26 protein-coding genes and 4 tRNA genes are annotated in these 21,445 nt (G+C 57.0%); 26 read left to right on the forward strand and 4 right to left on the reverse strand.

Going from position 1 to position 21,445, the window contains the following annotated elements; genetic code table 11:
* Positions 1-70 precede the first annotated feature (70 nt).
* Entirely contained in the window at positions 71-760 is a 690-nt protein-coding gene (locus N7220_RS05430) for a LysE family translocator (RefSeq protein ID WP_283150447.1), read from the reverse strand.
* Between the two features lie 111 nt (positions 761-871).
* On the opposite strand from N7220_RS05430, the gene N7220_RS05435 reads away from it, so the two are divergent.
* From N7220_RS05435 to N7220_RS05495, 13 genes are all read left to right on the forward strand, one after another.
* Complete coding sequence (locus N7220_RS05435; protein WP_283150448.1) at positions 872-1,825, forward strand: helix-turn-helix transcriptional regulator; 954 nt, start codon at positions 872-874, stop codon at positions 1,823-1,825.
* A gap of 33 nt (positions 1,826-1,858) precedes the next feature.
* A complete protein-coding gene (locus tag N7220_RS05440; protein WP_283150449.1) occupies positions 1,859-2,254 on the forward strand; it encodes a nuclear transport factor 2 family protein in 396 nt (131 codons plus the stop codon).
* Positions 2,255-2,614: 360 nt separating this feature from the next.
* Positions 2,615-3,040, forward strand: coding sequence for a type II secretion system major pseudopilin GspG (gspG, locus tag N7220_RS05445; protein ID WP_283150450.1), 426 nt, complete (start codon positions 2,615-2,617; stop codon positions 3,038-3,040).
* 23 nt (positions 3,041-3,063) lie between these two features.
* Entirely contained in the window at positions 3,064-4,236 is a 1,173-nt protein-coding gene (locus tag N7220_RS05450) for a type II secretion system F family protein (protein ID WP_283150451.1), read from the forward strand.
* Complete coding sequence (locus N7220_RS05455; RefSeq protein ID WP_283150452.1) at positions 4,233-5,891, forward strand: GspE/PulE family protein; 1,659 nt, start codon at positions 4,233-4,235, stop codon at positions 5,889-5,891. The genes N7220_RS05450 and N7220_RS05455 overlap by 4 nt, the downstream gene beginning before the upstream one ends.
* Complete coding sequence (locus tag N7220_RS05460; RefSeq protein WP_283150453.1) at positions 5,872-6,702, forward strand: hypothetical protein; 831 nt, start codon at positions 5,872-5,874, stop codon at positions 6,700-6,702. The genes N7220_RS05455 and N7220_RS05460 overlap by 20 nt, the downstream gene beginning before the upstream one ends.
* A gap of 1 nt (position 6,703) precedes the next feature.
* Positions 6,704-7,231 carry a hypothetical protein gene (locus N7220_RS05465; RefSeq protein WP_283150454.1) on the forward strand — a complete coding sequence of 176 codons (528 nt, stop codon included), beginning with the start codon at positions 6,704-6,706 and terminating at the stop codon, positions 7,229-7,231.
* Positions 7,228-7,752, forward strand: a complete 525-nt coding sequence (locus tag N7220_RS05470) for a hypothetical protein (RefSeq protein WP_283150455.1) — start codon at positions 7,228-7,230, stop codon at positions 7,750-7,752. Before N7220_RS05465 ends, N7220_RS05470 begins: the two co-directional genes overlap by 4 nt.
* Positions 7,752-8,342 carry a hypothetical protein gene (locus N7220_RS05475; protein ID WP_283150456.1) on the forward strand — a complete coding sequence of 197 codons (591 nt, stop codon included), beginning with the start codon at positions 7,752-7,754 and terminating at the stop codon, positions 8,340-8,342. Before N7220_RS05470 ends, N7220_RS05475 begins: the two co-directional genes overlap by 1 nt.
* Positions 8,343-8,355: 13 nt before the next feature.
* Positions 8,356-10,338: a secretin N-terminal domain-containing protein gene (locus N7220_RS05480; RefSeq protein WP_283150457.1), complete on the forward strand. Its 1,983-nt coding sequence runs from the start codon at positions 8,356-8,358 to the stop codon at positions 10,336-10,338.
* Positions 10,339-10,348: 10 nt separating this feature from the next.
* On the forward strand, positions 10,349-10,822 hold the full coding sequence (locus N7220_RS05485) for a type II secretion system protein (RefSeq protein WP_283150458.1): 474 nt from the start codon (positions 10,349-10,351) through the stop codon (positions 10,820-10,822).
* A 3-nt stretch (positions 10,823-10,825) separates the two neighbouring features.
* Positions 10,826-11,215: a type II secretion system protein gene (locus N7220_RS05490; RefSeq protein WP_283150459.1), complete on the forward strand. Its 390-nt coding sequence runs from the start codon at positions 10,826-10,828 to the stop codon at positions 11,213-11,215.
* Between the two features lies 1 nt (position 11,216).
* Entirely contained in the window at positions 11,217-11,687 is a 471-nt protein-coding gene (locus N7220_RS05495) for a type II secretion system protein (protein ID WP_283150460.1), read from the forward strand.
* Positions 11,688-12,062: 375 nt separating this feature from the next.
* On the opposite strand, the gene N7220_RS05500 is transcribed toward N7220_RS05495, so the two are convergent.
* Together N7220_RS05500 and nadA are read right to left on the reverse strand one after the other, a co-directional pair.
* The gene (locus N7220_RS05500; protein WP_283150461.1) at positions 12,063-13,121 is read right to left on the reverse strand and encodes a bifunctional nicotinamide-nucleotide adenylyltransferase/Nudix hydroxylase; all 1,059 of its coding nucleotides are present in this window, start codon (positions 13,119-13,121) and stop codon (positions 12,063-12,065) included.
* A 66-nt stretch (positions 13,122-13,187) separates the two neighbouring features.
* Positions 13,188-14,105 (reverse strand): quinolinate synthase NadA, encoded by a 918-nt coding sequence (nadA, locus tag N7220_RS05505; protein ID WP_283150462.1) that lies wholly within the window; start codon positions 14,103-14,105, stop codon positions 13,188-13,190.
* Between the two features lie 259 nt (positions 14,106-14,364).
* Here nadA and N7220_RS05510 point away from each other — a divergent pair.
* The 12 genes from N7220_RS05510 (at position 14,365) to N7220_RS05565 (ending at position 20,378) form a co-directional block, all read left to right on the forward strand.
* A tRNA-Gly gene (locus N7220_RS05510) sits at positions 14,365-14,440 on the forward strand.
* Between the two features lie 45 nt (positions 14,441-14,485).
* A tRNA-Gly gene (locus tag N7220_RS05515) sits at positions 14,486-14,561 on the forward strand.
* Positions 14,562-14,615: 54 nt separating this feature from the next.
* Positions 14,616-14,689, forward strand: a tRNA-Cys gene (locus tag N7220_RS05520).
* Between the two features lie 367 nt (positions 14,690-15,056).
* Complete coding sequence (locus N7220_RS05525) at positions 15,057-15,233, forward strand: hypothetical protein (protein ID WP_283150463.1); 177 nt, start codon at positions 15,057-15,059, stop codon at positions 15,231-15,233.
* Positions 15,234-15,241: 8 nt separating this feature from the next.
* Positions 15,242-15,457, forward strand: a complete 216-nt coding sequence (locus N7220_RS05530; protein WP_283150464.1) for a DUF1398 domain-containing protein — start codon at positions 15,242-15,244, stop codon at positions 15,455-15,457.
* Between the two features lie 561 nt (positions 15,458-16,018).
* Positions 16,019-16,261: a hypothetical protein gene (locus tag N7220_RS05535; RefSeq protein WP_283150465.1), complete on the forward strand. Its 243-nt coding sequence runs from the start codon at positions 16,019-16,021 to the stop codon at positions 16,259-16,261.
* Positions 16,262-16,403: 142 nt separating this feature from the next.
* Positions 16,404-16,586: a hypothetical protein gene (locus N7220_RS05540; protein WP_283150466.1), complete on the forward strand. Its 183-nt coding sequence runs from the start codon at positions 16,404-16,406 to the stop codon at positions 16,584-16,586.
* A 71-nt stretch (positions 16,587-16,657) separates the two neighbouring features.
* Positions 16,658-17,125, forward strand: a complete 468-nt coding sequence (locus N7220_RS05545) for a hypothetical protein (RefSeq protein WP_283150467.1) — start codon at positions 16,658-16,660, stop codon at positions 17,123-17,125.
* Between the two features lie 155 nt (positions 17,126-17,280).
* Positions 17,281-17,532: a GlsB/YeaQ/YmgE family stress response membrane protein gene (locus tag N7220_RS05550; RefSeq protein ID WP_283150468.1), complete on the forward strand. Its 252-nt coding sequence runs from the start codon at positions 17,281-17,283 to the stop codon at positions 17,530-17,532.
* Positions 17,533-17,615: 83 nt separating this feature from the next.
* The gene (locus N7220_RS05555) at positions 17,616-17,921 is read left to right on the forward strand and encodes a hypothetical protein (protein WP_283150469.1); all 306 of its coding nucleotides are present in this window, start codon (positions 17,616-17,618) and stop codon (positions 17,919-17,921) included.
* A 247-nt stretch (positions 17,922-18,168) separates the two neighbouring features.
* Positions 18,169-20,049, forward strand: a complete 1,881-nt coding sequence (locus N7220_RS05560; RefSeq protein WP_283150470.1) for a methyl-accepting chemotaxis protein — start codon at positions 18,169-18,171, stop codon at positions 20,047-20,049.
* A 107-nt stretch (positions 20,050-20,156) separates the two neighbouring features.
* Positions 20,157-20,378, forward strand: coding sequence for a DUF1653 domain-containing protein (locus tag N7220_RS05565; RefSeq protein WP_283150471.1), 222 nt, complete (start codon positions 20,157-20,159; stop codon positions 20,376-20,378).
* A gap of 84 nt (positions 20,379-20,462) precedes the next feature.
* On the opposite strand, the gene N7220_RS05570 is transcribed toward N7220_RS05565, so the two are convergent.
* Positions 20,463-21,032, reverse strand: a complete 570-nt coding sequence (locus tag N7220_RS05570) for an NADPH-dependent FMN reductase (protein WP_283150472.1) — start codon at positions 21,030-21,032, stop codon at positions 20,463-20,465.
* A 189-nt stretch (positions 21,033-21,221) separates the two neighbouring features.
* On the opposite strand from N7220_RS05570, the gene N7220_RS05575 reads away from it, so the two are divergent.
* A tRNA-Leu gene (locus tag N7220_RS05575) sits at positions 21,222-21,306 on the forward strand.
* Positions 21,307-21,445: the final 139 nt, after the last annotated feature.

Genomic DNA, 21,445 nt, shown 5'->3' on the forward strand with positions numbered 1-21,445 from the left:
TCAGGTCCGGCAATGAAGGCAAGGTTGCAAGTTTAAAGCTTCACGGCCACAACTGGCCGTTTTCCGGCGATTAGCTGTTAAACAAATTCAGTGTGAACGCCACCGACACATATACCGGCGGCAGATGCACTACCGGCATGCCGCGCCAGAGCGCCCACAGCGCCACCACAATCAGCAAGCCGCCCACCAGCCGGGCGACGATACGATTGGCGTGTGGATGCGCCGCCAGCCAGGACGGGACTTGCGCCGCGAGCAGCGCCAGCCCGCCATAAACGCTGGTCTGCGTGGCAGCGGTAATGGCACTCAGCACCGAGGCCTGCGCCCAGATCGACCCGGCCTGGGCACGGATAAACTGTGGAAATACCGCCAGCATGAACAGATAAGCCTTGGGATTGAGCAAACTGGTTAGCACTGCCCGCTTGAAACTCGCCACCGGGGTGCGGGCGCGTTGGACCGAAACATCCACAGCCACGCTGGCTGAGCGGTTCAGCGACCAGCCGATCCAGATCATATAAGCGACTCCGGCGATCAACATCAGCGTGAAAGCGCCCGGCAACAATTGCAGCACCAGGCTGATGCCAGTGGTGCTCATCACCATATGGCAAACGCCGCCGACCACAATGCCCGCTACCGCTGCCAGACCGGCGCGACGGCCGCTGGTCATGGCACTGCCCATGACATACGCCATATCCATGCCCGGTAAGGCGATCACGCCAAAGACCAGCAGAAAATAAACCCACAAATTTGCAGTGTCGCCCATGTTTGTCGCTCCTCAGCACGCTTTCTGATCCGATGCGGTCCGTTTGCCGCAAGACCACTGTAAGAGCCAATCAGGACATAAACCGCCCTGATTAAAATGTAATATGCATAAATGGCTAATCCGACACATCGCTTGCTGGCGTTGCTGGAAATGCTGCAGACCCAGGGATTGGTCAGCGGTAGTGAACTGGCCCGCCAGCTGGAAATAGATACCCGCACGCTGCGACGCTACATCGCCCAGCTAGAGGAGATGGGTATTCCCGTCACCGCCGAACGCGGGCGCGATGGTGGGTATCGCTTGATGCACGGCTTCAAGCTGCCGCCAATGATGTTCACCAACGAAGAAGCGCTGGCGGTATCGCTGGGACTGCTGGCGGCGCGCAGTCTGGGGCTGGCCGAAGCCGCACCCGCCGTGAGCAGCGCACAAGCCAAGCTGGAGCGAGTACTGCCCAGCACCTTGAAGCGGCGCCTGCGAGCGGTGGCAGAAACCGTGACGCTGGATTTATCCCAAGCCGCGCCCGCTCACGATAACGAAGCACTGCTCACCCTCAGTGCCGCCGCTCAGTCACAACAACGGGTTCATCTGCACTACCGCGCCGAGAACGCCGAAACCGAGCGCGACTTTGATCCCTACGGGCTGGCTTACCGCGCTGGGCGTTGGTATGCGGTTGGCCATTGTCATCTGCGCGCCGGTTTGCGCTCGTTCCGGCTGGATCGCATTGTGAGTGTGCATGCGATCCCGGCCAGTTTTCTGCGCCCGACCGGCTTTGATATTTTGGGATATCTGACCCAATCCGTGGCCGTCATGCCGCGCAGCCATACCGTTGAAGTGTTACTGCAGACCACGCTGGACCAGGCCCGCCACGAAATCTATGCCGAACTGGGCGTGCTGGAAGCTACAACCGACGGCGTGCGATTGCGTAGCCAGGTCACCACGCTGGACTGGATGGCGCGCCAGCTGGCGCAACTGCCGTTTCCGTTTGCAGTGATCTCGCCGCCCGAACTACTGGCTGAACTGCATGCGTTGGCGCACAAGCTTGGCGCTGCGCAATTACGGGTTCTATGATCAGCAGGTCTATCTTTTCGCAAAAATCGCACGATGCCCAACCCTGCGCAATCACCCGGGAATTCCAACGCTGATCTGGCCGCACATTTGCTGGCACGAGAAGGTCTGCTACACGCGCAAGCAGTGCGGGCTGACGCTCAGGCGCTGGATCAGTTGCTGGCCGATGACTACTTTGAGCTGGGTGTGGCGGGAACGGTCTGGACCAAACCTGCCGTTATCAGCGCGCTGGCAGGCGAAGCGTTTTCCACACGGCAGATCAGCGATTTCAAACTGAACCTGCTGGCCGACAGTGTGGCGCTGGTCACTTACCATGCACACAGAGTCGCCACAGCCCAGCGCCCCGCCGCCGACTCTTTGCGTAGCTCTATCTGGCGACTCACGCGGGATCGCTGGCAAATGGTGTTTCATCAGGGCACGCCATTGCCATAACCCACGGATCAACAGCAACACATCGCGGTGCAATGCGTATGAGCGGACGGCCTCACCGGTTCAACGGCGGGTATTTTCAGACAATCTGCAAAACCTCACGCAAGTTGTTGCCTGTAGCCGACAAACATCTGATTTTCTGACCATTTTTTGTGCAACCGTTGTAGATTCTGTTTGCTGGCTGTCAGCCTGCTGTGGGTTTATCGAACAATACCGATTCATTTCGCACACCTTCCCTCTCCCGTCGTATCCCTCGCTTGCCGGTGTGAAAAGTGCCGTATACGATGCGATTCGAGGATGGAGTTACGCCAGAACAAAAAGGCGTGACCGACGAAGGTAAAAACAAAAGTAGAGATACAAGCAATGCAATATCGTCGTAAGCGTCAAGGCGGCTTTACGCTGCTCGAATTGCTGGTCGTGCTGTTGATCATCGCCCTGCTGGCCGGCTATGTCGGCCCCAAGCTGTTTGGCGAAGTGGGTAAAGCCAAGATCAAAACCGCTGCCAGCCAGATGAAATCGATCGCCGATGCGCTGGATCATTATCGTCTGGATGTGGGTCACTACCCCACCACCGAGCAGGGTCTGGTCTCGCTCAACAGCAAGCCCAACGACGAAACCAAGTGGCAAGGGCCATATCTGACCAAGGACGTGCCCAACGATCCGTGGGATCACCCATACGTCTATCGCCGCCCAGGTGAAAACGGCCACGACTTTGACCTCATCTCCTACGGCGCCGACGGCAAGGCTGGCGGCTCGGATGAGGACGCCGACATTTCCTACTTTCAATAACTGATCAGCGACGGCCCCGCGCCATGCGCTACAAGGTGACTGCCCTTTCTGCCGGTAATCTGCAGGAACTGGAGCTGGACGCTGCCAACGAAGCCGAGCTGAAAGAGCGGCTCGCGGCGCAGGGGTCGGCTCTGGTTTCGGCACGTCCCGTGCAACGGCTCACTTTGCGTAAAAGCGACTTTGCGCTGTCGTTGTTCACCCAGGAATTGATTGCACTACTCGAAGCCGGCTTAACGCTGGTCGAAGCCATTGAAACTCTCAAGGAAAAAAGCGCCGCCGACGGCAACCGCGTGGTGCTGGGCATCATGATTGATGGCCTGTACCAAGGGCAGACCTTTTCCAAAGTGCTGGGCCAGATGCCGGAACACTTTCCGCCGCTGTATATCGCCACTGTGGGTTCTGCCGAAAAAACCGGCCACCTGGCCAACGCGCTCAAGCGTTATCACCATTACGAATCGCGGCTTGCAGCGGTCAAGAAAAAGATTATCTCGGCGCTGATTTACCCGATGGTGATCATCACCATCGGCGGCGGCATCATGCTGTTTTTGCTGTTTTATGTGATCCCCAAATTCAGCCAGATTTACGCCAGCATGAAAAACCTGCCGTTCGCCGCCGAAGTATTGCTGTGGTGGGGTGAGCTGGTGCACCAGCACGGTGAAGTGCTGTTTGGCGGGATCATCGGCACGATCATCCTGGCGGTGGTGTTATTGCGGACCCCGGCGGTGAAAGCAGCACTGGCCGAAACGTTCTGGCGCTTGCCACGCATGAACGACTATCGCCGCTTGTTTTCTCTCACCCGCTTTTATCGCACTGTGGGCTTGTTGTTGTCGGGTGGGGTGTCGCTGGTGGCCGCGATGGAACTGGCGGCGCAGTTGCTGCCCACGCCGATGCGCCTGGCACTCACCCAAGCCATTGTCGATATCAAATCCGGCCAGTCGCTTTCTTCCACCCTGCCCCGTTACGGCCTGACCACGCCAGTGGCCGAACGATTGTTGCGCGTGGGCGAGCAAAGTGGCGAGCTGGCGACCATGAGCGAACGCGCGGCGCAGTTCTGTGATGAAGAACTGGATCGGGCCATCGAGATGTTTACCCGCTTGTTTGAACCCATTTTGATGTTGCTGATTGGCGTAATGATCGGCTCCATCGTGTTCTTGCTCTATATGCCGATCTTCCAGCTCGCAGGGAGCATGCAATGACCGCCCTGAATCTTGAGCTGATTGCCCATTTGCGCCAGAACGCCAGTGAAGCCGGTTTGCCACTGTTGCTGCAACAAACCCTGGGGCTGGATAACGACGGTTATCGCCAGGAAATCAGCCACTTTCTGGGTCTGCCCGCGCTGGGTCGTGAAGACTTGTCAGCGCAGTTTCCACGTTATGACTTGCTGCCGTATGGCGACGCGGTCGGCCACCAATGCCTGATGGCCGAAGATGTCGACGGCACCTTGCGGCTGGTCTTGGGCGATCCGTTTGATCGCGTCACCCGCAACTGGGTGCAACAACGTGTGGCGCTGCCGTTTATCACGGTGCTGGCGCATTACGATGATGTGCGCACTTACCTGGAAAGCTTCGAGACCTCGCACCGCGCCATGGACCAGTTGGCCACCGGTTCGGACAGCGAAAACGGTCACGCGGGCGTGCCGGAAATCTCGCTGGCGACCTTGGCGCATGACACCAATCCGGTCGTCAAATTGGTCAACTCCACCTTGTACGATGCGCTGAAAGCCAAAGCCTCGGACATCCATATGGAAAGCACCGTCAGCGGGCTGGCGATCAAATACCGCATCGACGGTGTGCTGTTGCATATCGGCGGTGCCAACGGTGTGGAAACCGCCGAGCAGGTGATCTCGCGCATCAAGGTACTGGCAGAGCTGGATATCTCCGAGCGGCGCATTCCGCAAGATGGCCGCTTCAAGGTGATCATGAATGGGCGCGACGTCGATTTTCGTGTGTCAATCATGCCGTCGATTTTTGGCGAAGACGCAGTACTGCGGATTCTGGACAAACAAAACACGGGCGACGCCTTCAAAACCCTGCGGCTGGACATCCTGGGGTTTGATGACACCACCATGGCCAATATCCGCAGTCTGGCCACCGAGCCGTACGGCTTGTTGCTGGTGACCGGGCCGACCGGTTCGGGCAAATCGACCACGCTGTACGCCACGCTGTCCGAGATTAATAGCGGCGAAGAAAAAATCATCACCATTGAAGACCCGGTGGAATACCAGTTGCAGGGTATTTTGCAGATTCCGGTGAATGACAAAAAAGGCCTCAGCTTTGCCCGCGGCTTGCGCTCGATTTTGCGGCACGACCCGGACAAGATTCTGGTCGGCGAAATCCGTGATGGCGAAACCGCCAACATTGCGGTGCAGGCCGCGCTGACCGGTCACCTGGTGCTCACATCCGTCCACGCCAACAACGTGTTCTCGGTGCTGGACCGTTTCATGCACATGGGCGTGGAACCCAACAGCTTTGTCGATGCGCTGATTGGCGTGGTCGCACAGCGGCTGATCCGCAAGATTTGCCCGCACTGCATGACCGACGACAACCCCGATGACGAACTGCTGGCGACTTCCGGCGTAACGCGTGATCAAACCGCCGCCTGGCGTTTCCGTAAAGGCACGGGCTGCCAGGCTTGTCGCGGCACCGGTTACCTGGGGCGCAAAGCCATTGCCGAAGTCTTGCGGCTGAACGACGAACTCAAACAAGCCATCGCCAGCCGTGCTCCGGCGGTGGAAATCAAACTACTGGCGTCCGGTCTGGGCTTTATCAGCATGCGTAAAGCGGCCATGGCCGTGGTGGCACGCGGGGAAACCACATTGCAGGAGGTGAACCGTGTCACATTTGTGGATTAACCATCACGCGTGGTTTTCCCGGCGCCATTTGTTGCTGGCCAGCAGCCCGATGTGGAGCAAAGAGCTGCCCAAACGGCGTCAGGTTGCCCTTGAGCAATTGACGACCGACAACGTGGTCATGCGGCTGCAGCAATTGCTGGCTGAACGTCCGCGTGGGCGCATCGGCGTTGATACCTTGCAGTTGATGATCGGTGCGCCGTGGGTGCGCTACACCGTGCTGCCGTGGCAAGACAACCTCAAGCGCGATGCCGACTGGCAAGGTTATGCCCGCGTGCTGCTAAGCCAGCAATACGATGTCGGCACCGAAACCTGGCGAGTGCAGGTAGCACCGGGGCCATATGGCAGACCGCGCCTGGCGGCAGCGCTGGATCAAGGTTTGTATCAGACCCTGGTCGAACTGGCCCGCACTCAGAAACTGCGCCTGACGCATTGCGAGCCCTTGCTCACCACCGCCATCAATCGTCATCACAAGCAATTGAAGGGCAAAGAGTTTGTGCTTGTGCTAATTGAAGCTGAACACGCCACCTGTGTGTTCTGGCGCTCTGGCTGGCGCAGCGCCATCACCCTGCCGTTTGCCTTGGTGCCGCGCCCGCAAGGCGAAGACATTGCCGCGCTGGTGCGCGATGCCGCCATGCTGGTCTCTGATTTCATGCCCAAGCAAGTTTACGTGGTGTCGTCGGACATTCAGTTATCTGGCCTGCAAGCCACCGACTTCAGCCTGCAATGGCTGGGCGGCGTGCATGCGCGTTTTGCTTATCCGGCCGACTGGCGCGAACCGCAGCCGGGGCAACCTGTGGCCGGGCAGATCTGACATGCAGCCAGTTCAACTCGATTTTCATCGCAAACCGTCCAATACACCGTGGCTGGGCCTGGCGTTGACCACCATCGGCGTGGTGGTACTGTTGTGGGCGATGACCCAGCAAGACATTGCGAAGCAACGCCGCGACCAGATCGCCGAGCGCGAAGACCAGGTGGCGTGGCTGAAAAAGAAGCAGGAACAAGCACAACAAGCGGCTCGTAAAGAAACGCCAGCCAATGACAAGATCGCCACGATCCGCCGCAACCAGCTGATCAGCCCGCTGTTTGCGCTCAATCTGCTGGAAAAAACCTGGCAACCCAATCTGGCGTATACCAAGCTCGAGATCAACACGTCCGATCGCGACGTCAAACTGGAACTGGAATCGCGCACGCTCAATGACTCGCTGCTGCTGGTCGATACGCTGACGCGCAACCCCGCCGTGAGCAAAGTGACGCTGGCGCATCAGGGCACCAAGATTACCGATCCGTTCAAGCCTACTCAGTCGGCGCTGGAAGTGTTGTGGCGGGAGCCGCGCCCATGAAGCAAGCCCAATTCATCTGGACTTTGCGGCAATGGCCCAAGTACGCCGGTGTGCTCGGCTGGGTCGGGCTGGGGTTGATTGTGGCTGGCGTGTTGATTTATCGGCAGACCGTGGTGCCGTTCAATCGTGATCTGGACCGGCGTGAAGCGGATGTGCAAGACATGGCGCGACGTCTCAAAAGCAACGCCATTGCCGCATCGACCGTAGCCGGGCTGCCGCCGCTGAAAACACCCAACACTTTTACCGAGTTCTTGCGCAACGTCAGCCTGTGGGGCGACAAGCATCACATTGCCATTTCGCAAAGTGACTACAAATCCTCCGCCGAAGCCGACGGACATCTGGTGCGCTACGGCGTGCAGTTTCCGGCACAGGGCCGTTATGTAGATATCCGCGCGCTGGTTGAAGACCTGCAGGCGCAGCCAGGCGTACGCGTGGAAACGCTGATTCTGACGCGCGGGCGCATTGATGAAGACATGTTGTTCATGCAATTGCAGTTGAGCTATCTGACGGAGGTGCGTTGATGTTGTCGCGCCCGCTGCAGATTGTGCTCGCTGTTACCCTGCTGCTGACTGGTTATACCTGGTGGCAAGGCCGTCAGGCCGATGCCGACCAGGCGGATGGCTCGCGCCTGCAAACCCGCGCCCGCCCGGCGCGCATTGCGCAAATCGCCAGCGAAGCTGCTGACAGTAACGCCCAGGCTGCAAGTGCGCCCGCCAGCGTTGTGGCTGGCAAACTGGCATCGGGCGCATCCAAGGCCTCCGCGGCTTCGGCCGCCGCATTTGTTGATCTGTTTCCACGGCAAAACTGGCAACCACTGCCACCACCGCCCACTCCGACACCCAAACCCACGCCAACGCCCAAGCCGGTGGCACCGCCGCTGCCCATGCGCGTCGTGGCCACCTGGCATGATCCACAAGGCGATCAGGTGGTGATTGAGGTTGCTGGACAACAATATGTTCTGTGCACGCGCTGTGACGCGCTGGGACGAGTACAACAAGGAGAAGTGCTGCTAGGTATCTACCGAGTGGATAAAGTCACCCGCGATGCAGTGTCGCTGACTTATCTGCCGCTGAATGAACCGCAGACGCTTCCCGTCGGAGGAGCGCCTTGACCGGCGCAAACACATGATGATGAATCACTTGAAAAACCGCCTGCGACATCGGCTCCTTGCTGCTTTGCTGCCCGCCTTGCTGGCCGGTTGCATGCCGCCTTCCGCACCGGAAACCGGGCGCCAGATGATGCTGCAGGGTGATCCGGAACAGGGTCTGCAATATCTGCAGGATCAGCTCAAGGCCAATCCGGACGACCTGCAGGTGCGCGCCACGTATGAGCGTCAGCGGCAGATTTATGTGCAGAACCTGGTGCGCCAGGGCGAATCAGCGCGGGCGGCTGGCGATGGTGCCAATGCAGTCGCCGCCTTCCAGCACGCCTTGCAGTGGGACCCGGGCAACGCCATTGCCAAAGAAGCAATGCGCGTGATTCAGGATGATATACGCCATGCTTCCATGCTCAAGTACGCACAAACCATCAAGAATGAACAACCGGACAACGCGCTGGTCGTGGTGGAACAAGTGCTGGCGGATAATCCCCGCAATATCCAGGCGGTGCGTTTGAAGGATGAAATCCAGAGCAAGATCACCCGCAACGCCACGCTCAAACCCAATCTGGCCGCCGCCTTGCGCAGCCCGATTTCACTGCAGTTTCGCGATCAATCGCTGACCAGCGTGTTCGACATTATTTCGCGCATCGGCAAGGTCAATTTCATTTTTGACCGCGACGTACCGCCGAATCTGAAAACCACCATTTTCGCCCGTGACACTACCGTCCAGGACGTGATCAACCTGCTGTTGACCACCAATCAGCTCGATAAAAAGATCCTCAACGACAACACCATCCTGATCTACCCGAAGCGCCCGGATAAAGACCGTGACTACAAAGACCTGGTGATGCGCACGTTCTATGTGGGCAACGCCGACCCCAAACAAGTGCTGGCCATGCTCAAGCAGATGACCAAAACCCGCGACATCTATATTGATGACCGGTTGAACATGATCGTCATGCGCGACACGCCCGAAGCCATTGAAGTGGCCGAACGCCTGATCGCGGCGATTGACCTGCCGCAGTCAGAAGTGGATATCAGCGCGCAGATTCTGGAAGTCACCAGCACTGATTTGCTCAACCTGGGCATTCAGTACCCCAACTCGATCAGCGCCACCGTGGGCACCAGCACCAATAGCTACAACGGCACTTTGACGCTGCAAGACCTGGCTGGGTTTAATCGCGGCAATGCGCTGATCAATTTTGGCCAACCCACCATTACCGCCAATCTGCAGCACAACAAGGGCATCACCAACGTACTGGCCTCGCCCAATATCCGGGTAAAAAACAAGGAAAAAGCCAAAATCCTGATTGGTGACCGTTTGCCGGTGATTACCAATACCACCTCCAACGGCGTGACCAGTGAGAACGTGAACTATCAGGACGTGGGTCTGACGCTGAATGTGGAGCCGACCATCTCGATTGATGGCGATATCAGCATGAAAGTAACGCTGGAAGTCTCCAATGTGGCCAACACCATCACCACCCAGACCGGGCTGACGGTGTACCAGATCGGCACGCGCCACGCGGAAACGGTGATGGCCTCGCGTGATAACGAAACCCAGGTGCTGGGCGGCCTCTTGCAGCGCAATGATCAAACCAGCGGCAACGCGATTCCAGGCCTGGGCGAGCTGCCGGTACTGGACCGCATTTTTGGCACCAAATCCACCCAGAAAAACAAGACCGAACTGGTGCTGCTGATTACCCCGCATATCGTGCGCAATCTGCCACTGCCCAGCTCTTACATCACCACCTTTGATAGCGGCACCGATGGCCAGCTGACTACCGAGCCACTGCTGTTGCGCAGTAAATCCACCGTGAACATCAACAACTCGGTGGATGGCAGCATTCCAGCGCCGCCACCGCCGCCCGCTCCTCCGGCAGCGACAACGGCCCCCGCACCGGCGCAACTGCCCGGCGTACCGGCACCACAGCCAGTGCCGCAACAGCAAGTGCAACCCGCCATTACTCCAGTCCCGGCACGTAGCGGGACGGGTTTGCGGCGCTGACGAACGCATCATGAAGCAACACAGCGGCTTTACGCTGATCGAATTGATGGTGACGCTCACCATTCTGGCCGTGCTGGCCACGGTGGCGTTGCCATTGACGCAAATCGCCGCCCAGCGCAGCCGCGAGGAAGAGTTACGCCGCGATTTATGGCAAATACGCAGCGCCATCGATGCCTATAAACAAGCCGTGGATGATGGCCGCATCAACAAGTCGATTGAAGAAACCGGTTACCCGCCGACGCTGGGCATTCTGGTGGACGGGGTGAAAGACCTGAAAGACCCGGCCGGGCACAAAATGTATTTTCTGCGGCGTATTCCGCGTGATCCATTTTGTGATTGCGCCAGTCGCAGCAATGACGAAACCTGGGGCAAACGCAGCTACGCCAGTCCGCCCGATTCGCCCGAAGAAGGCAAGGACGTGTATGACGTTTATTCTTTATCTGAAGCGGTGGGCGTCAATGGCCAGCCGTACCGGCAGTGGTAACTCATGTTGATTCTTGTCGCCCTTCGTCGTTTGCATCGTGGTTTTACGCTGATTGAATTGCTGGTGGTACTGGCGATCATGGCCAGCCTGCTCACGTTGGTAGTGCCGCGTTATTTTCAGCAAACTGACCGCGCAACCGAAGTAGTACTGCGCCACAACCTGGTGGCCATGCGTGATGCCATCGACAAGTTTGACGCCGACACGGGCCACTACCCCGAAAACCTGGATGAACTGGTCACCCGCAAATATCTGCGCGAGGTGCCACTGGACCCGGTCTCCGGCAGCCGTGAAACATGGGTCATCATCGCCCCGGAAAACGGCACCGGCGTCTACGACGTCAAAAGCGGCGCCGACGGCACCGCCCACGACGGTTCGTCCTACAGGGACTGGTAACGTGCGGCGGCAACGGGGCTTTGCCTACGCCTGGGCGCTGATGATGGTGCTGATTACCGGCATTTATCTGGCCGAAGTCGCCGACGTCTGGCAAACCCGTATCCGCCGCCTGAAAGAACAGGAATTGATGATCGAGGGCGATGAAATCGGGCGGGCGCTGGCTGGCTTTCTGGCGCAGGGTAATGGCCAGAGTGTGCAGTTCCCCAAGAGTCTGGATGAACTGGTACAAGACCCGCGCGTCCCCTTCCCTCGCCGCTTTCTACGCAAAGCCTATAAAGACCCGATCACCGGCGAAGACTGGCTGTACATCGCCGCACCCGGTGGCGGCTTTATGGGCGTGTACAGCAAATCCACCGACAAACCGCTCAAACAAGACAACTTCCCTGCCAGCTACGCCACGTTTGCCAACAAGAACAGTTATCAGGACTGGAAATTTGTGCAATGGCCGAGCGGGGGGATGGTGCGGCGGTGAGGCTGACTAGTACCCAGGATTGCCGTAGCCCGGATTCGCGTAGCAATCCGGGAGGGGGTATGGACAAACTCAAAGGCGGATTACCCGGTGATGCATGGCGATACGGGGCTTATCAGCACCAGTCTCACTTCTGACACTTGAACTGTATTTCCGCTTTCGGAAAATTGCCGAAGATATACGGAGGCTGGGCTTCGACTACATTGACGATTTGCATTGACTCATTTTGATGCGAGCAAAAGTCATTCGCCTCACGCAAAGCATCCGCCTTCAACATCCCCGATCCTGAAAGTCCCGTTGCCGCTTGCCGCGAAACCATGAAACTCTCTTGGCCCATTGGCCGCAAACAGGTTCGAAATATAGCAACATCCCCGCCGCTCAAATCTGCCCCAAAAACCAGTTCACAATATAAAAATGATCTTCAAACAGCTGCGTTTCCATGCGGCTGAACTCAAACAACGGCACCCACTGCGCCCGATCCGCATCATCCCCGCCGCGCACTTTGGGTAAGCCATCGCCCGTCGGCGTCAATTCAATCAGAAACGCGTGCGTAATGGTGCGGCCGCGCAAGCTGCGGTGCGGGTGGTCAAATACCCGGCTTGAGCGGATAGACCCCGCCAACACCGGCGCGGGCACCTTTAAACGGGTTTCTTCGCGCAATTCACGAATCGCCGCATCACGAATCGGCTCATCCTGATCGACAAACCCGCCTGGCAGTGCCCACAAGCCACGCCCAGGCAAGTTACGGCGACGAACCAGCAAGATGTGGCCCGAGTGGATCACCACGGCATCCACCGTTACAAACGTGGGCGGATACGGCGCGACTGACCATGCTTTGCGAAAATCCAGCAGAAAGCGGTATTCCGTGGCCAGCGTTTGCCAGGTTTCACTACTGCGAAAGCCATCCAGCCATTGGTAAACAGCGGATGGCACCTTGGCGGCAGATTGCGCAAAGTGAGCGCCGCCATCGCACAGTAGATATTGGCGCAGATGCGAGGCATCGATATCTGGCTCATCTGCGACCTCAATGCGCTCCCATTGCGGGAACAAATCCAGATACCAGGTATGGCGGCGTGACGGGCTGCCGATCACGCCAATCTTGAACTGCGCTTCGCGGCTGCCCAGGTTGGCGGTATCTACCGCGATCACTTTGTCGACCAGATTCTGGACTTCCGTCACCCATTGCTGGTCGTTGTACATGCGGTCCGAACAGCCAACCAGAAACACGCGGTCTTGCCATTCGGCAGGCAATGCAGCGCGCAGCATCTCTTCACGTTGATCCAGCGTGAACGGGTTGCGCGGGCTGAGCGCCTGGCGGGCCGAGCCACAGATGATGATCAGCTTGTCGGCCTGCTGCATGGCGGCCTCGATCACCTTCATATGGCCCAGATGCAGCGGCTGAAAGCGGCCAATAAAAACCAGATAGTCATGACGCATGCGTTGTGCTCCGGAATGCATCAACAAGAAAAAGGGCGTTACACACGCCCTTTTGCCCTGTTTTGATTACTGATAATAGCGTTTGGAGAAATCCAGCATGCGTTCAATGGGCAGACGTGCTGCATCCATTTGTTCGGCACTCAGGTAATCGATGCGAATACCCTCGCCCGCCTGCGCACGCTGCACGGCTTGCGTGGTATTGAGCTTCATGTACGGGCACTGATTACACTGGCAACCGGCGTAGATTGGCGCTTGCTCAATGGTCAGATCAGGCCGCGCCTGGCGCATGTTGTAAAGGATGCCGTCTTCGGTTGCGACGAAGATGGTGGCATCCGGCTCGCTGGCATAAGACTTGATCCAGTTCAGCATGCCAGAGGTCGAACCGACGTAATCAGCCTTTTGCAGCACGGGCAGCGGGCTTTCGGGGTGGGCGATCAGGTATTTGGCCGTGCTGACAGCGGCATAGGCTTCATCTAGCGCGGCCTGATTGAACTTGTCGTGGACTTCGCACACGGCAGACCACAGCGGCATGTCGTAGCCATACTGAAAGTTCAGATACGCACCCATATTGCGATCAGGCGAGAAGATGACCTTCTTACCCTCGGCATACAGATGGGCAATGATGTCATCGACATTGCGGCTGGTAACAATCCAGTCCGACAAGGCTTTGTGTTCTGCAGAAGAATTGATGTACGACACATGTACGTGATCTGGGTAGCTCTCACGCCATGCTTTGAGGGCGGTGACATCGGTTTGCGTCACTAGAGAACAGGTTGAACCGCGATCCGGCAGAATGACTTCGGCCTGCGGGTTCAGAATCTTGGCGGTTTCAGCCATAAAGCGCACGCCAGCAAACACAATGGTGTCGGCTTCGCATTCTTTGGCATAAAGGGATAATTCCAGGCTGTCGCCGACTTTATCGGCCATTTGCTGGATATGGGGCTCAGTGTAGTAATGAGCGAGCGTGACGACGCGACGTGACATGGCGATCCTCCATGTAAAAAGTTGCGGGCTTTCCCGCAAACGGATGATGGTTGTTACTGCCTTGCCCTCAATTGCGGCAAGTCCTTGCCAATACGACGCTTTTTCCGCGCTGCGAATCCCGCAGCACCGCGCCAGACCGACCAGATTAGCACAAACAGGTGACGATAAAAGCACCGTTTTTCGGTTTTTCGGCAAAGCGGGTGTTGACAGCCCGAATTGGCTTAGCCATAATGCGCTCCTCGTTGCAGCACACGACAGTGCGGGAGTAGCTCAGTTGGTAGAGCGCAACCTTGCCAAGGTTGAGGTCGAGAGTTCGAGACTCTTCTCCCGCTCCACTGAATCCAGGCTGCAACAAATGATGTAAAGCAACACCACTCCATGCGGGAGTAGCTCAGTTGGTAGAGCGCAACCTTGCCAAGGTTGAGGTCGAGAGTTCGAGACTCTTCTCCCGCTCCAGAATTTTGAAAAAAGGGAAAGCGCTGACTTTCCCTTTTTTGTACAAAAGTTTCTGGCGCGATAGCAAAGCGGTTATGCACCGGATTGCAAATCCGTGTAGGTCGGTTCGACTCCGGCTCGCGCCTCCAGTAACATCAAGCACTTAGGCCATCCTTCGGGGTGGCCTTTTTGTTTTTCTGCATCTACGTAAACACGTTGGCTACCCGCCCCTGAAAGACTTTGGTGTGGATTTACCCCGACTTGATCCGGGGGTCCTGAGCGAGGCAGCAGGTATCGTGGCACGTTTGTTTGCGCGACCAGATCGAAGAATCACAGCGCAACTGGCGGGAAGGTGCCAAGAAAGCACAGATGGTTGCCAGGCTGGAATTGGCGGGCAACATGATGGGCTGTGCTCCAGCCATACTCTTCGTTGCTGCCCAACTACTCGCACTGGAATCCCGCTATTACCCAGTGCCACCGGCGCCCTAAAGCTCAAATACAAGAAGGGAAATGGTCATGGATGATTCAGTCAGACAAGTCATTGAACAATGCAGCAAAGACTCCTGCGCCGGCACAACGAGTTTTGGTGGCGTGGTCAAAGCCTTGGTGCTGGCCGGTATCGAGTCCTACTACGCTGATTATCGGGCCGCTGCGACAACCTTTACATGCCTGAGGGCGAAACCTGCACGCTAACATTACCTGTGCCTGCGGTATCGATTGCCGAGGCATTCGACCCGCAAGCATTGCAATCAGCCATTCTCGGCGCACAAAGCGGGGCGGTGAAATATCCGGAGTTCATGGCACTGACGATGGCTGCAGGCTGTGTTGGCTACGTTGCCTGGATTGCCGGAGAGCAGGTTACGTACATGGGCCGGAAAGGTGAGGCACATATTGAACCCATGCCCGGTGCCCGCTAACGACAGAGAGACACCACATAATCTTCCGTTCACGCAGTTATGTTGCCCAGGCAATCGCACTGATTGAATTTCGGCCCCCACCCCACCGCCTACTGCACCGATCAAGCGCAGCAAGGTCCACGGCGCACTCTGAACTATCCCGATGAAATAACCCCGCGTGTTTTTACATAGATATAGAGTATCGCTTTTAACCGGATTGCTGCCCGGCTAAAAATGGCGGAAGGATTACTTGATCTGCCCTCATCATCCCTTCTTAACGCGATTCCACCGCGATGCGAGGAATTGCACATCCGCTATTTTTTCACTTAAATTAATTTATCCATTACATTAATTGAAATAATGTGGTCGTTTATTTTGCCAAATATATATCTCCTTTTATTGATATTTAAAATTCAGTTTGACCTCAATCAATTCAGATTAATCGAACCTCGCGTTAGTACCATTTGTTGCTCAAGGCAATACATGTTCACAATCGAATTAAATCATCCATGCCATTCTCCGCTGGCAACCGGAATTACTCGCTCCGGTGAAACCGTAATTTAATTGAATTGGAGATATTGAATGAAAACCCTGATCGCTTTCGCCGTTACTGCCGGTATTCTGTTTACCGCACCAGTGTTCGCTGCAGAGGCAAGCGCCCCGGTGGCCGCGTCTACCCCTGCGGTCAAGACCATGCATTCCAAACATCATCACAAAGCCAACCGGAAGCACGCAACCAAAGCTTCCGCAGCATCGGCAACCGCCCAAAAGGCACAAGCCAAACGTCATACCCGGAAACATCACCATCACCACGCTGTGAAATGACTTCAGCAGTCTTGATGGCGTGACCTGACCGGTGCCCGCTTCAATTGTTTTGCCCTGTTGCAAGGCACCGGCAGCGCAGTGATATGGATACATTCCCCACACAAACCAGATGCCCTTTCAACCGCCCGAATAAGGAATGAGCATGAGTTTACTGAACGAAATCATTGGTGCCGTGGTTGCAGTGGAAGGTGTTGAAAAGCTGGATCCAAATGCATCTTTGTTGACGAAAGGGATTGCTGCGATCGCTGGCTTTGAAGGCGTAAAGACGGTCACAGAATACATGGACAAATCCGACACAAACGCACAACCGGATGAGCAAGCATAAGGCAGGTGAATACCAGTCAAATTGCTACATAACTGGCTTCATCAAATGTTTCATTTCACAGAGATGCCTCCATGAACAAGCGTTTATTTTTGATGAGCATTGCAACAGGACTGTTGGTCTCGAGCTTGAGTCATGCCCAAGGGGCCGCAAGTGTGCCCGCCAGCGTTAGCGCGGTGTGCAAGGACGGCACTACGTTCGCCGGCATCGCGAAAAGCGGAGCCTGTTCGGGTCATAAAGGCGTCAAAACCTGGCTGGCTACACCCCAAGCAACGTCTACCGCTGCAATGACCAAGCCGGCGGTTTCAGTTGCCAGCCAGCCTGCTACACCAGCAAAAGCCGTAGCCTCTGCCGCCATCGTCAAGCCGATTGTACCGGCACCGACTGGAAGCGCGGGCCAGGTATGGGGTAACGCCGGCACCAAGGTCTACCACTGTCCATCCGATAAGTATTATGGCAAGACCAAAGATGGCAGTTATATGTCCGAAGCCGATGCGCTGGCCAAGGGCTATCACGCCGATCACGGCAAGGCTTGCCACTAAGCGAGCGCGAGAAGCGGCGGACTAAACCCCGACAATACCGGGCTTTTCAGTACGGCAACACGTGCTGGAGTCGCTTCTGGCATCGACTGCGCGTTTGCCCCATTAAGGGCAAGCCGTAAACTTTTTTAACAGTGTACAACTACGAAGGAACAAATATGGAACACGGCATCATTGCATGGCTGGTGATCGGCGCGGTGGCAGGTTGGCTAGCGGGCGTGATGGTCAAGGGAGGTGGCTTTGGCCTGATCGTTGATATCGTCGTAGGTATCGTCGGTGCATTCATTGGCGGCTGGCTGGCGAGCGTGCTGCATATCTCGCTGGGCGCAGGCTGGATTGGCTCAATTATTACGGCCGTAATCGGTGCCGTGATTCTGTTGTTCATCATTCGACTGATCAAACGAGCGTAAGCGGATTGGTATTGCGGGGTGGGCCGCCGCTGTTTGTGATGTATGGATAGCCTGGAGGTTCACCCGTCAGCATGGGGACACAAATGCGTGACATGAGCACAGACGCGGCCGGCCACGGGCAGCGGCTCACTCGACTGAAGCGACGATCAGCAATTCATACGGACCAGCATGATAGCGACGTGGTGCACATTGCAAGAAAGCCCGGATTCATGAGAGTCATTGGCATTTTGCTGCTGGCTGCCCTAGCCATCGTACTTGCCATATCGCTGGCTGTGCATGCCATCAAGCTGTATTTCCATCTATCGGTACTGTGGCGGGCTGCACACCCGGGAGCCCACGCTGCTGCAGCTTCAGCAATACAGCTTGGCATGGGCTCGTTGCTGCACTGATGGGAGATCAGCGGGTATTACCTGCAAGATTGTCTGAGCCACGCTCCGCATGGGTCCGCCTGCATGCCGCAAACGGCATCCAGATCAAGTCGTCGCTAGACGACAGCATTCTCGTAACTCCTTGTTCCTGATTACAAGTGTCATCGGGCGCTCAGACTTCCTGCTTACGGAATATCCCAATTACATAATTAGCCATGTAACGATTTAATGGCATCCTCCCCGTTTTGTGCCTCCCGCAGGTTAGTCAATGTCGCTCAAGTCCCGCCTTCTTCTGTTTGTGGCCCTGCTGGTTGCAGTGGTCATTGCCGTGCTGTCTTCTGTTGCTTATCTGCGGATGAAATCCGAAATCATTGCTGGCACCCGCAACGAGATTCACGCCGCGGTGCACGGCAATAGCGAGGCGTTGGCCCGCTGGGTTACGCAACACCGCAACGCGGTCATGGCCGTTTCTGCCCGTTTGCCGGGCTTGGCTGATCCGGTGCCTTTTTTGCAAACCGGGCAACAAGCGGGTGAGTTTGACCAGCTGTTTGCCGGTTATGCTGATCGCCGGATGGTTTATCAGCTGGCAAGCAAACAGCCGCCCGCGGGATACGACCCTACTTCGCGCACCTGGTATAAAAAAGCCAGCGAAGCCCATGGCCCGATCGTGTCCGATCCGTACGTGTTTGCCTCGACCGGCAAGCTGGGCGTGACCTTTGCTGCTCCGATTACTGAGAACGGCACGCAAAGTGGTGTGGTGGGTGGCGACGTAGCGCTGGAAGACGTCATCAAAGTGGTCACCGGCATTGAATTGCGCGGCGATGGATACGCTTTCCTGGCCACACATGATGGCAAGATCGTGGCGCACCCGAATGCCGACGCCACGCTCAAAGCCGTGGGCGACGTCATGCCAGGCCTAACCCAAACCGTGCTGGATGACGCCGAAAAGCAGAATGATCTGGTGGAAGTCACCATCGGTAATGCCGACAAATATGTCACCGCCTCCGCCGTACCGGGCACTCAGTGGGTATTGGCTACGGTCAGCGATAAATCGGCCATGCTCGCGCCACTCAACAGCTTGTTGATTACGCTGCTGATTGCCGGTGTACTGGTCGGTGTGCTGGCAGTAATTCTGGCCGCCGCCGCGTTGAGCAGCTTGTTGTCCGGGCTGGTACGGCTACGCGATGCGCTGGCCGAAATCTCCACCGGCCATGCCGATCTGACCCGCAGTATTCCAGTGACACGCCGTGACGAAATCGGCCTGACGGCAGAGGCCTTCAACCGCTTTGTATCGCGGCTGCGCACACTGTTTATTGATGTGCGCGACAATTCGGTGCAGTTAACCGGCGGCGTGCGCGATTTGCATGATGTAACGACCCAGCTTTCCAACGAATCGCAACGCCAGGCCGATATTTCCAGTGCCACAGCGGCGACCATTGAAGAAATCACCGTCAGCATCAACCACATTGCCGATGGCGCTCGCCAAAGCGAAAACACCGCTAGCCAGACCGGTGCCGTCTCGCTGCGTTCAGCACAGGATGTGCAACTGTTGTCTTCGGATATCGATCACATCGCCCAATCCGTCGACGCGCTTGCCGACACCCTGAGCGCGCTGGGTGTACGCTCGGGCCAGATCACGCAGATTATCGACGTGATCAAAGAGATCGCCGACCAAACCAACCTGCTGGCCTTGAACGCGGCCATCGAAGCCGCTCGCGCTGGTGAAGCGGGTCGTGGCTTTAGCGTGGTGGCCGACGAAGTACGCAAACTGGCTGAACGCACCGCCAAAGCCACAGTCGAGATTGGCGGTTTGATTGGCGAAACCGATCAGCAAATCCAGGCGGCCCTGGGCAACATGGACAAGACTCGCGAGTCAGTCAGCGCGGGCGTGGAGAAATCTCACGCTGTCGCCGACCGCATCGGCGGCATCCACGGGCAAATGGAACACGTGGTGAGCAGCATTCGCGAAATCGCCGAAGCGACCCGCGAGCAATCGGTCGCGACCAATGAAATGGCCAAAGCAGCCGAGCAACTGAATCGCCTGTCGAACGAAACCGATGCAGCCGTCCAGCATGCATCCGGTACAGTCAAGCAATTGAACGAACGAGCTGGTGCGTTGCATGCGCTGGTGGCGCAATTCCAGCTTTAACCTCGACCGCCAGCCAACGGGCCAAGTGCTCGTGCGTTGATATCTGTGCGGCTCACGCCTCTGGGCAGATCAACGCCATCTTTAACCCGACTTCACGGAACCAAACCATGACCGAAGCAGAAGCTCTGCAGCTTGCCAGCCATCGCCATTACAAAGGCGGCCTTTACCGGGTAGTCGGGCTGGCTCGTCACTCGGAAACGCTGGAATCCATGACCATCTACGAACACCTCTGGCCCCATGAGCAAGGGTTGTGGGTGCGACCAACCGACATGTTCAACGGCACGCTGGCTGATGGCTCGCTGCGGTTTGTGCCCCTACCCCAGAAATAAGTCGCGGAAAAGGGCGTGGTTTTCTGTCAGAAGATCCGCCCCATAATCAGCCCTGTTCCGGCCGCGTTTACCAATCCTGGCAGCTCAGGACATACTCAGCTCAGCGGCACGATTAGTCTTGATCTGCTCCAGCAGCGCCAGCAACATTGCCTGGATCAAGGTGATTGTTGCCTCGTCATGCAACCGGCCATTGGCATCAATCTTTTTGCCAACTGACCCAACGCACAATTCACCATCTTCAATAATCGCGCCAGTCATGACCTGCAATGTCCCCGCCAGATGTGCTGACGCTTTGTCGCCCCCGGTCGGCGATGACGACGCGCTGAAAAGCAGCATGGGTTTATCCACCAACTCGCCGCTCCCCACGACCCAGTCCAGCGCGTTTTTCAGCGCACCCGGCACCCCATGAGCGTACTCAGGCGTGGAGAAAATCAATGAATCCGCAGCACGCAAAGCGGCCCGCCAATGCGCCACCGCCGGAGTTGCCTCCAATGCATCGATATCCGGATTGAACAGCGGCAACTCCGCCAATTCCGTATAGATAAGCAGTTCAGCGTCTGCTGGCAGCAAACCCGCCACATTGCGCAGCAACGCCGTATTGAACGACTGCTGCCGCAAGCTTCCCGAAACACCCACAATTTTGATCTTTGCCACAATCCGCCGGCCCCACAATCAGTTGGAATATCCATTCGAATACGCATTCGGCACCGCGCCCGAACTCCAGCGCATTATAGCGATTGCAGGCCCACCCCCTCCGTCCTCAACTGCGCCAAGCCGCTGTGAGATTGCGCGCAAGCCGCTGTGAGATTGCGCGCAAGCCTGCTACAATGCGGCCCTGCCCATGCCCGGGTGGTGAAATTGGTAAACACAGCGGACTTAAAATCCGCCGCCTTACGGCTTGTCGGTTCAAGTCCGATCCCGGGTACCAGCATTAGGTCCAGGCAGTTCCTGGATAGTGCGAGAAAGTACTGTTGAATCGTTGTTTTCCGCCAGTTATGGCCAAAAACAAGGCTATCGAACACACATTGCAAGTGACTCGATTTTGGGGGTAGATTTGGGGGTATAGC

This window comes from Silvimonas soli, assembly GCF_030035605.1.
In the GTDB taxonomy this organism is placed as follows: Bacteria; Pseudomonadota; Gammaproteobacteria; order Burkholderiales; family Chitinibacteraceae; genus Silvimonas; species Silvimonas soli.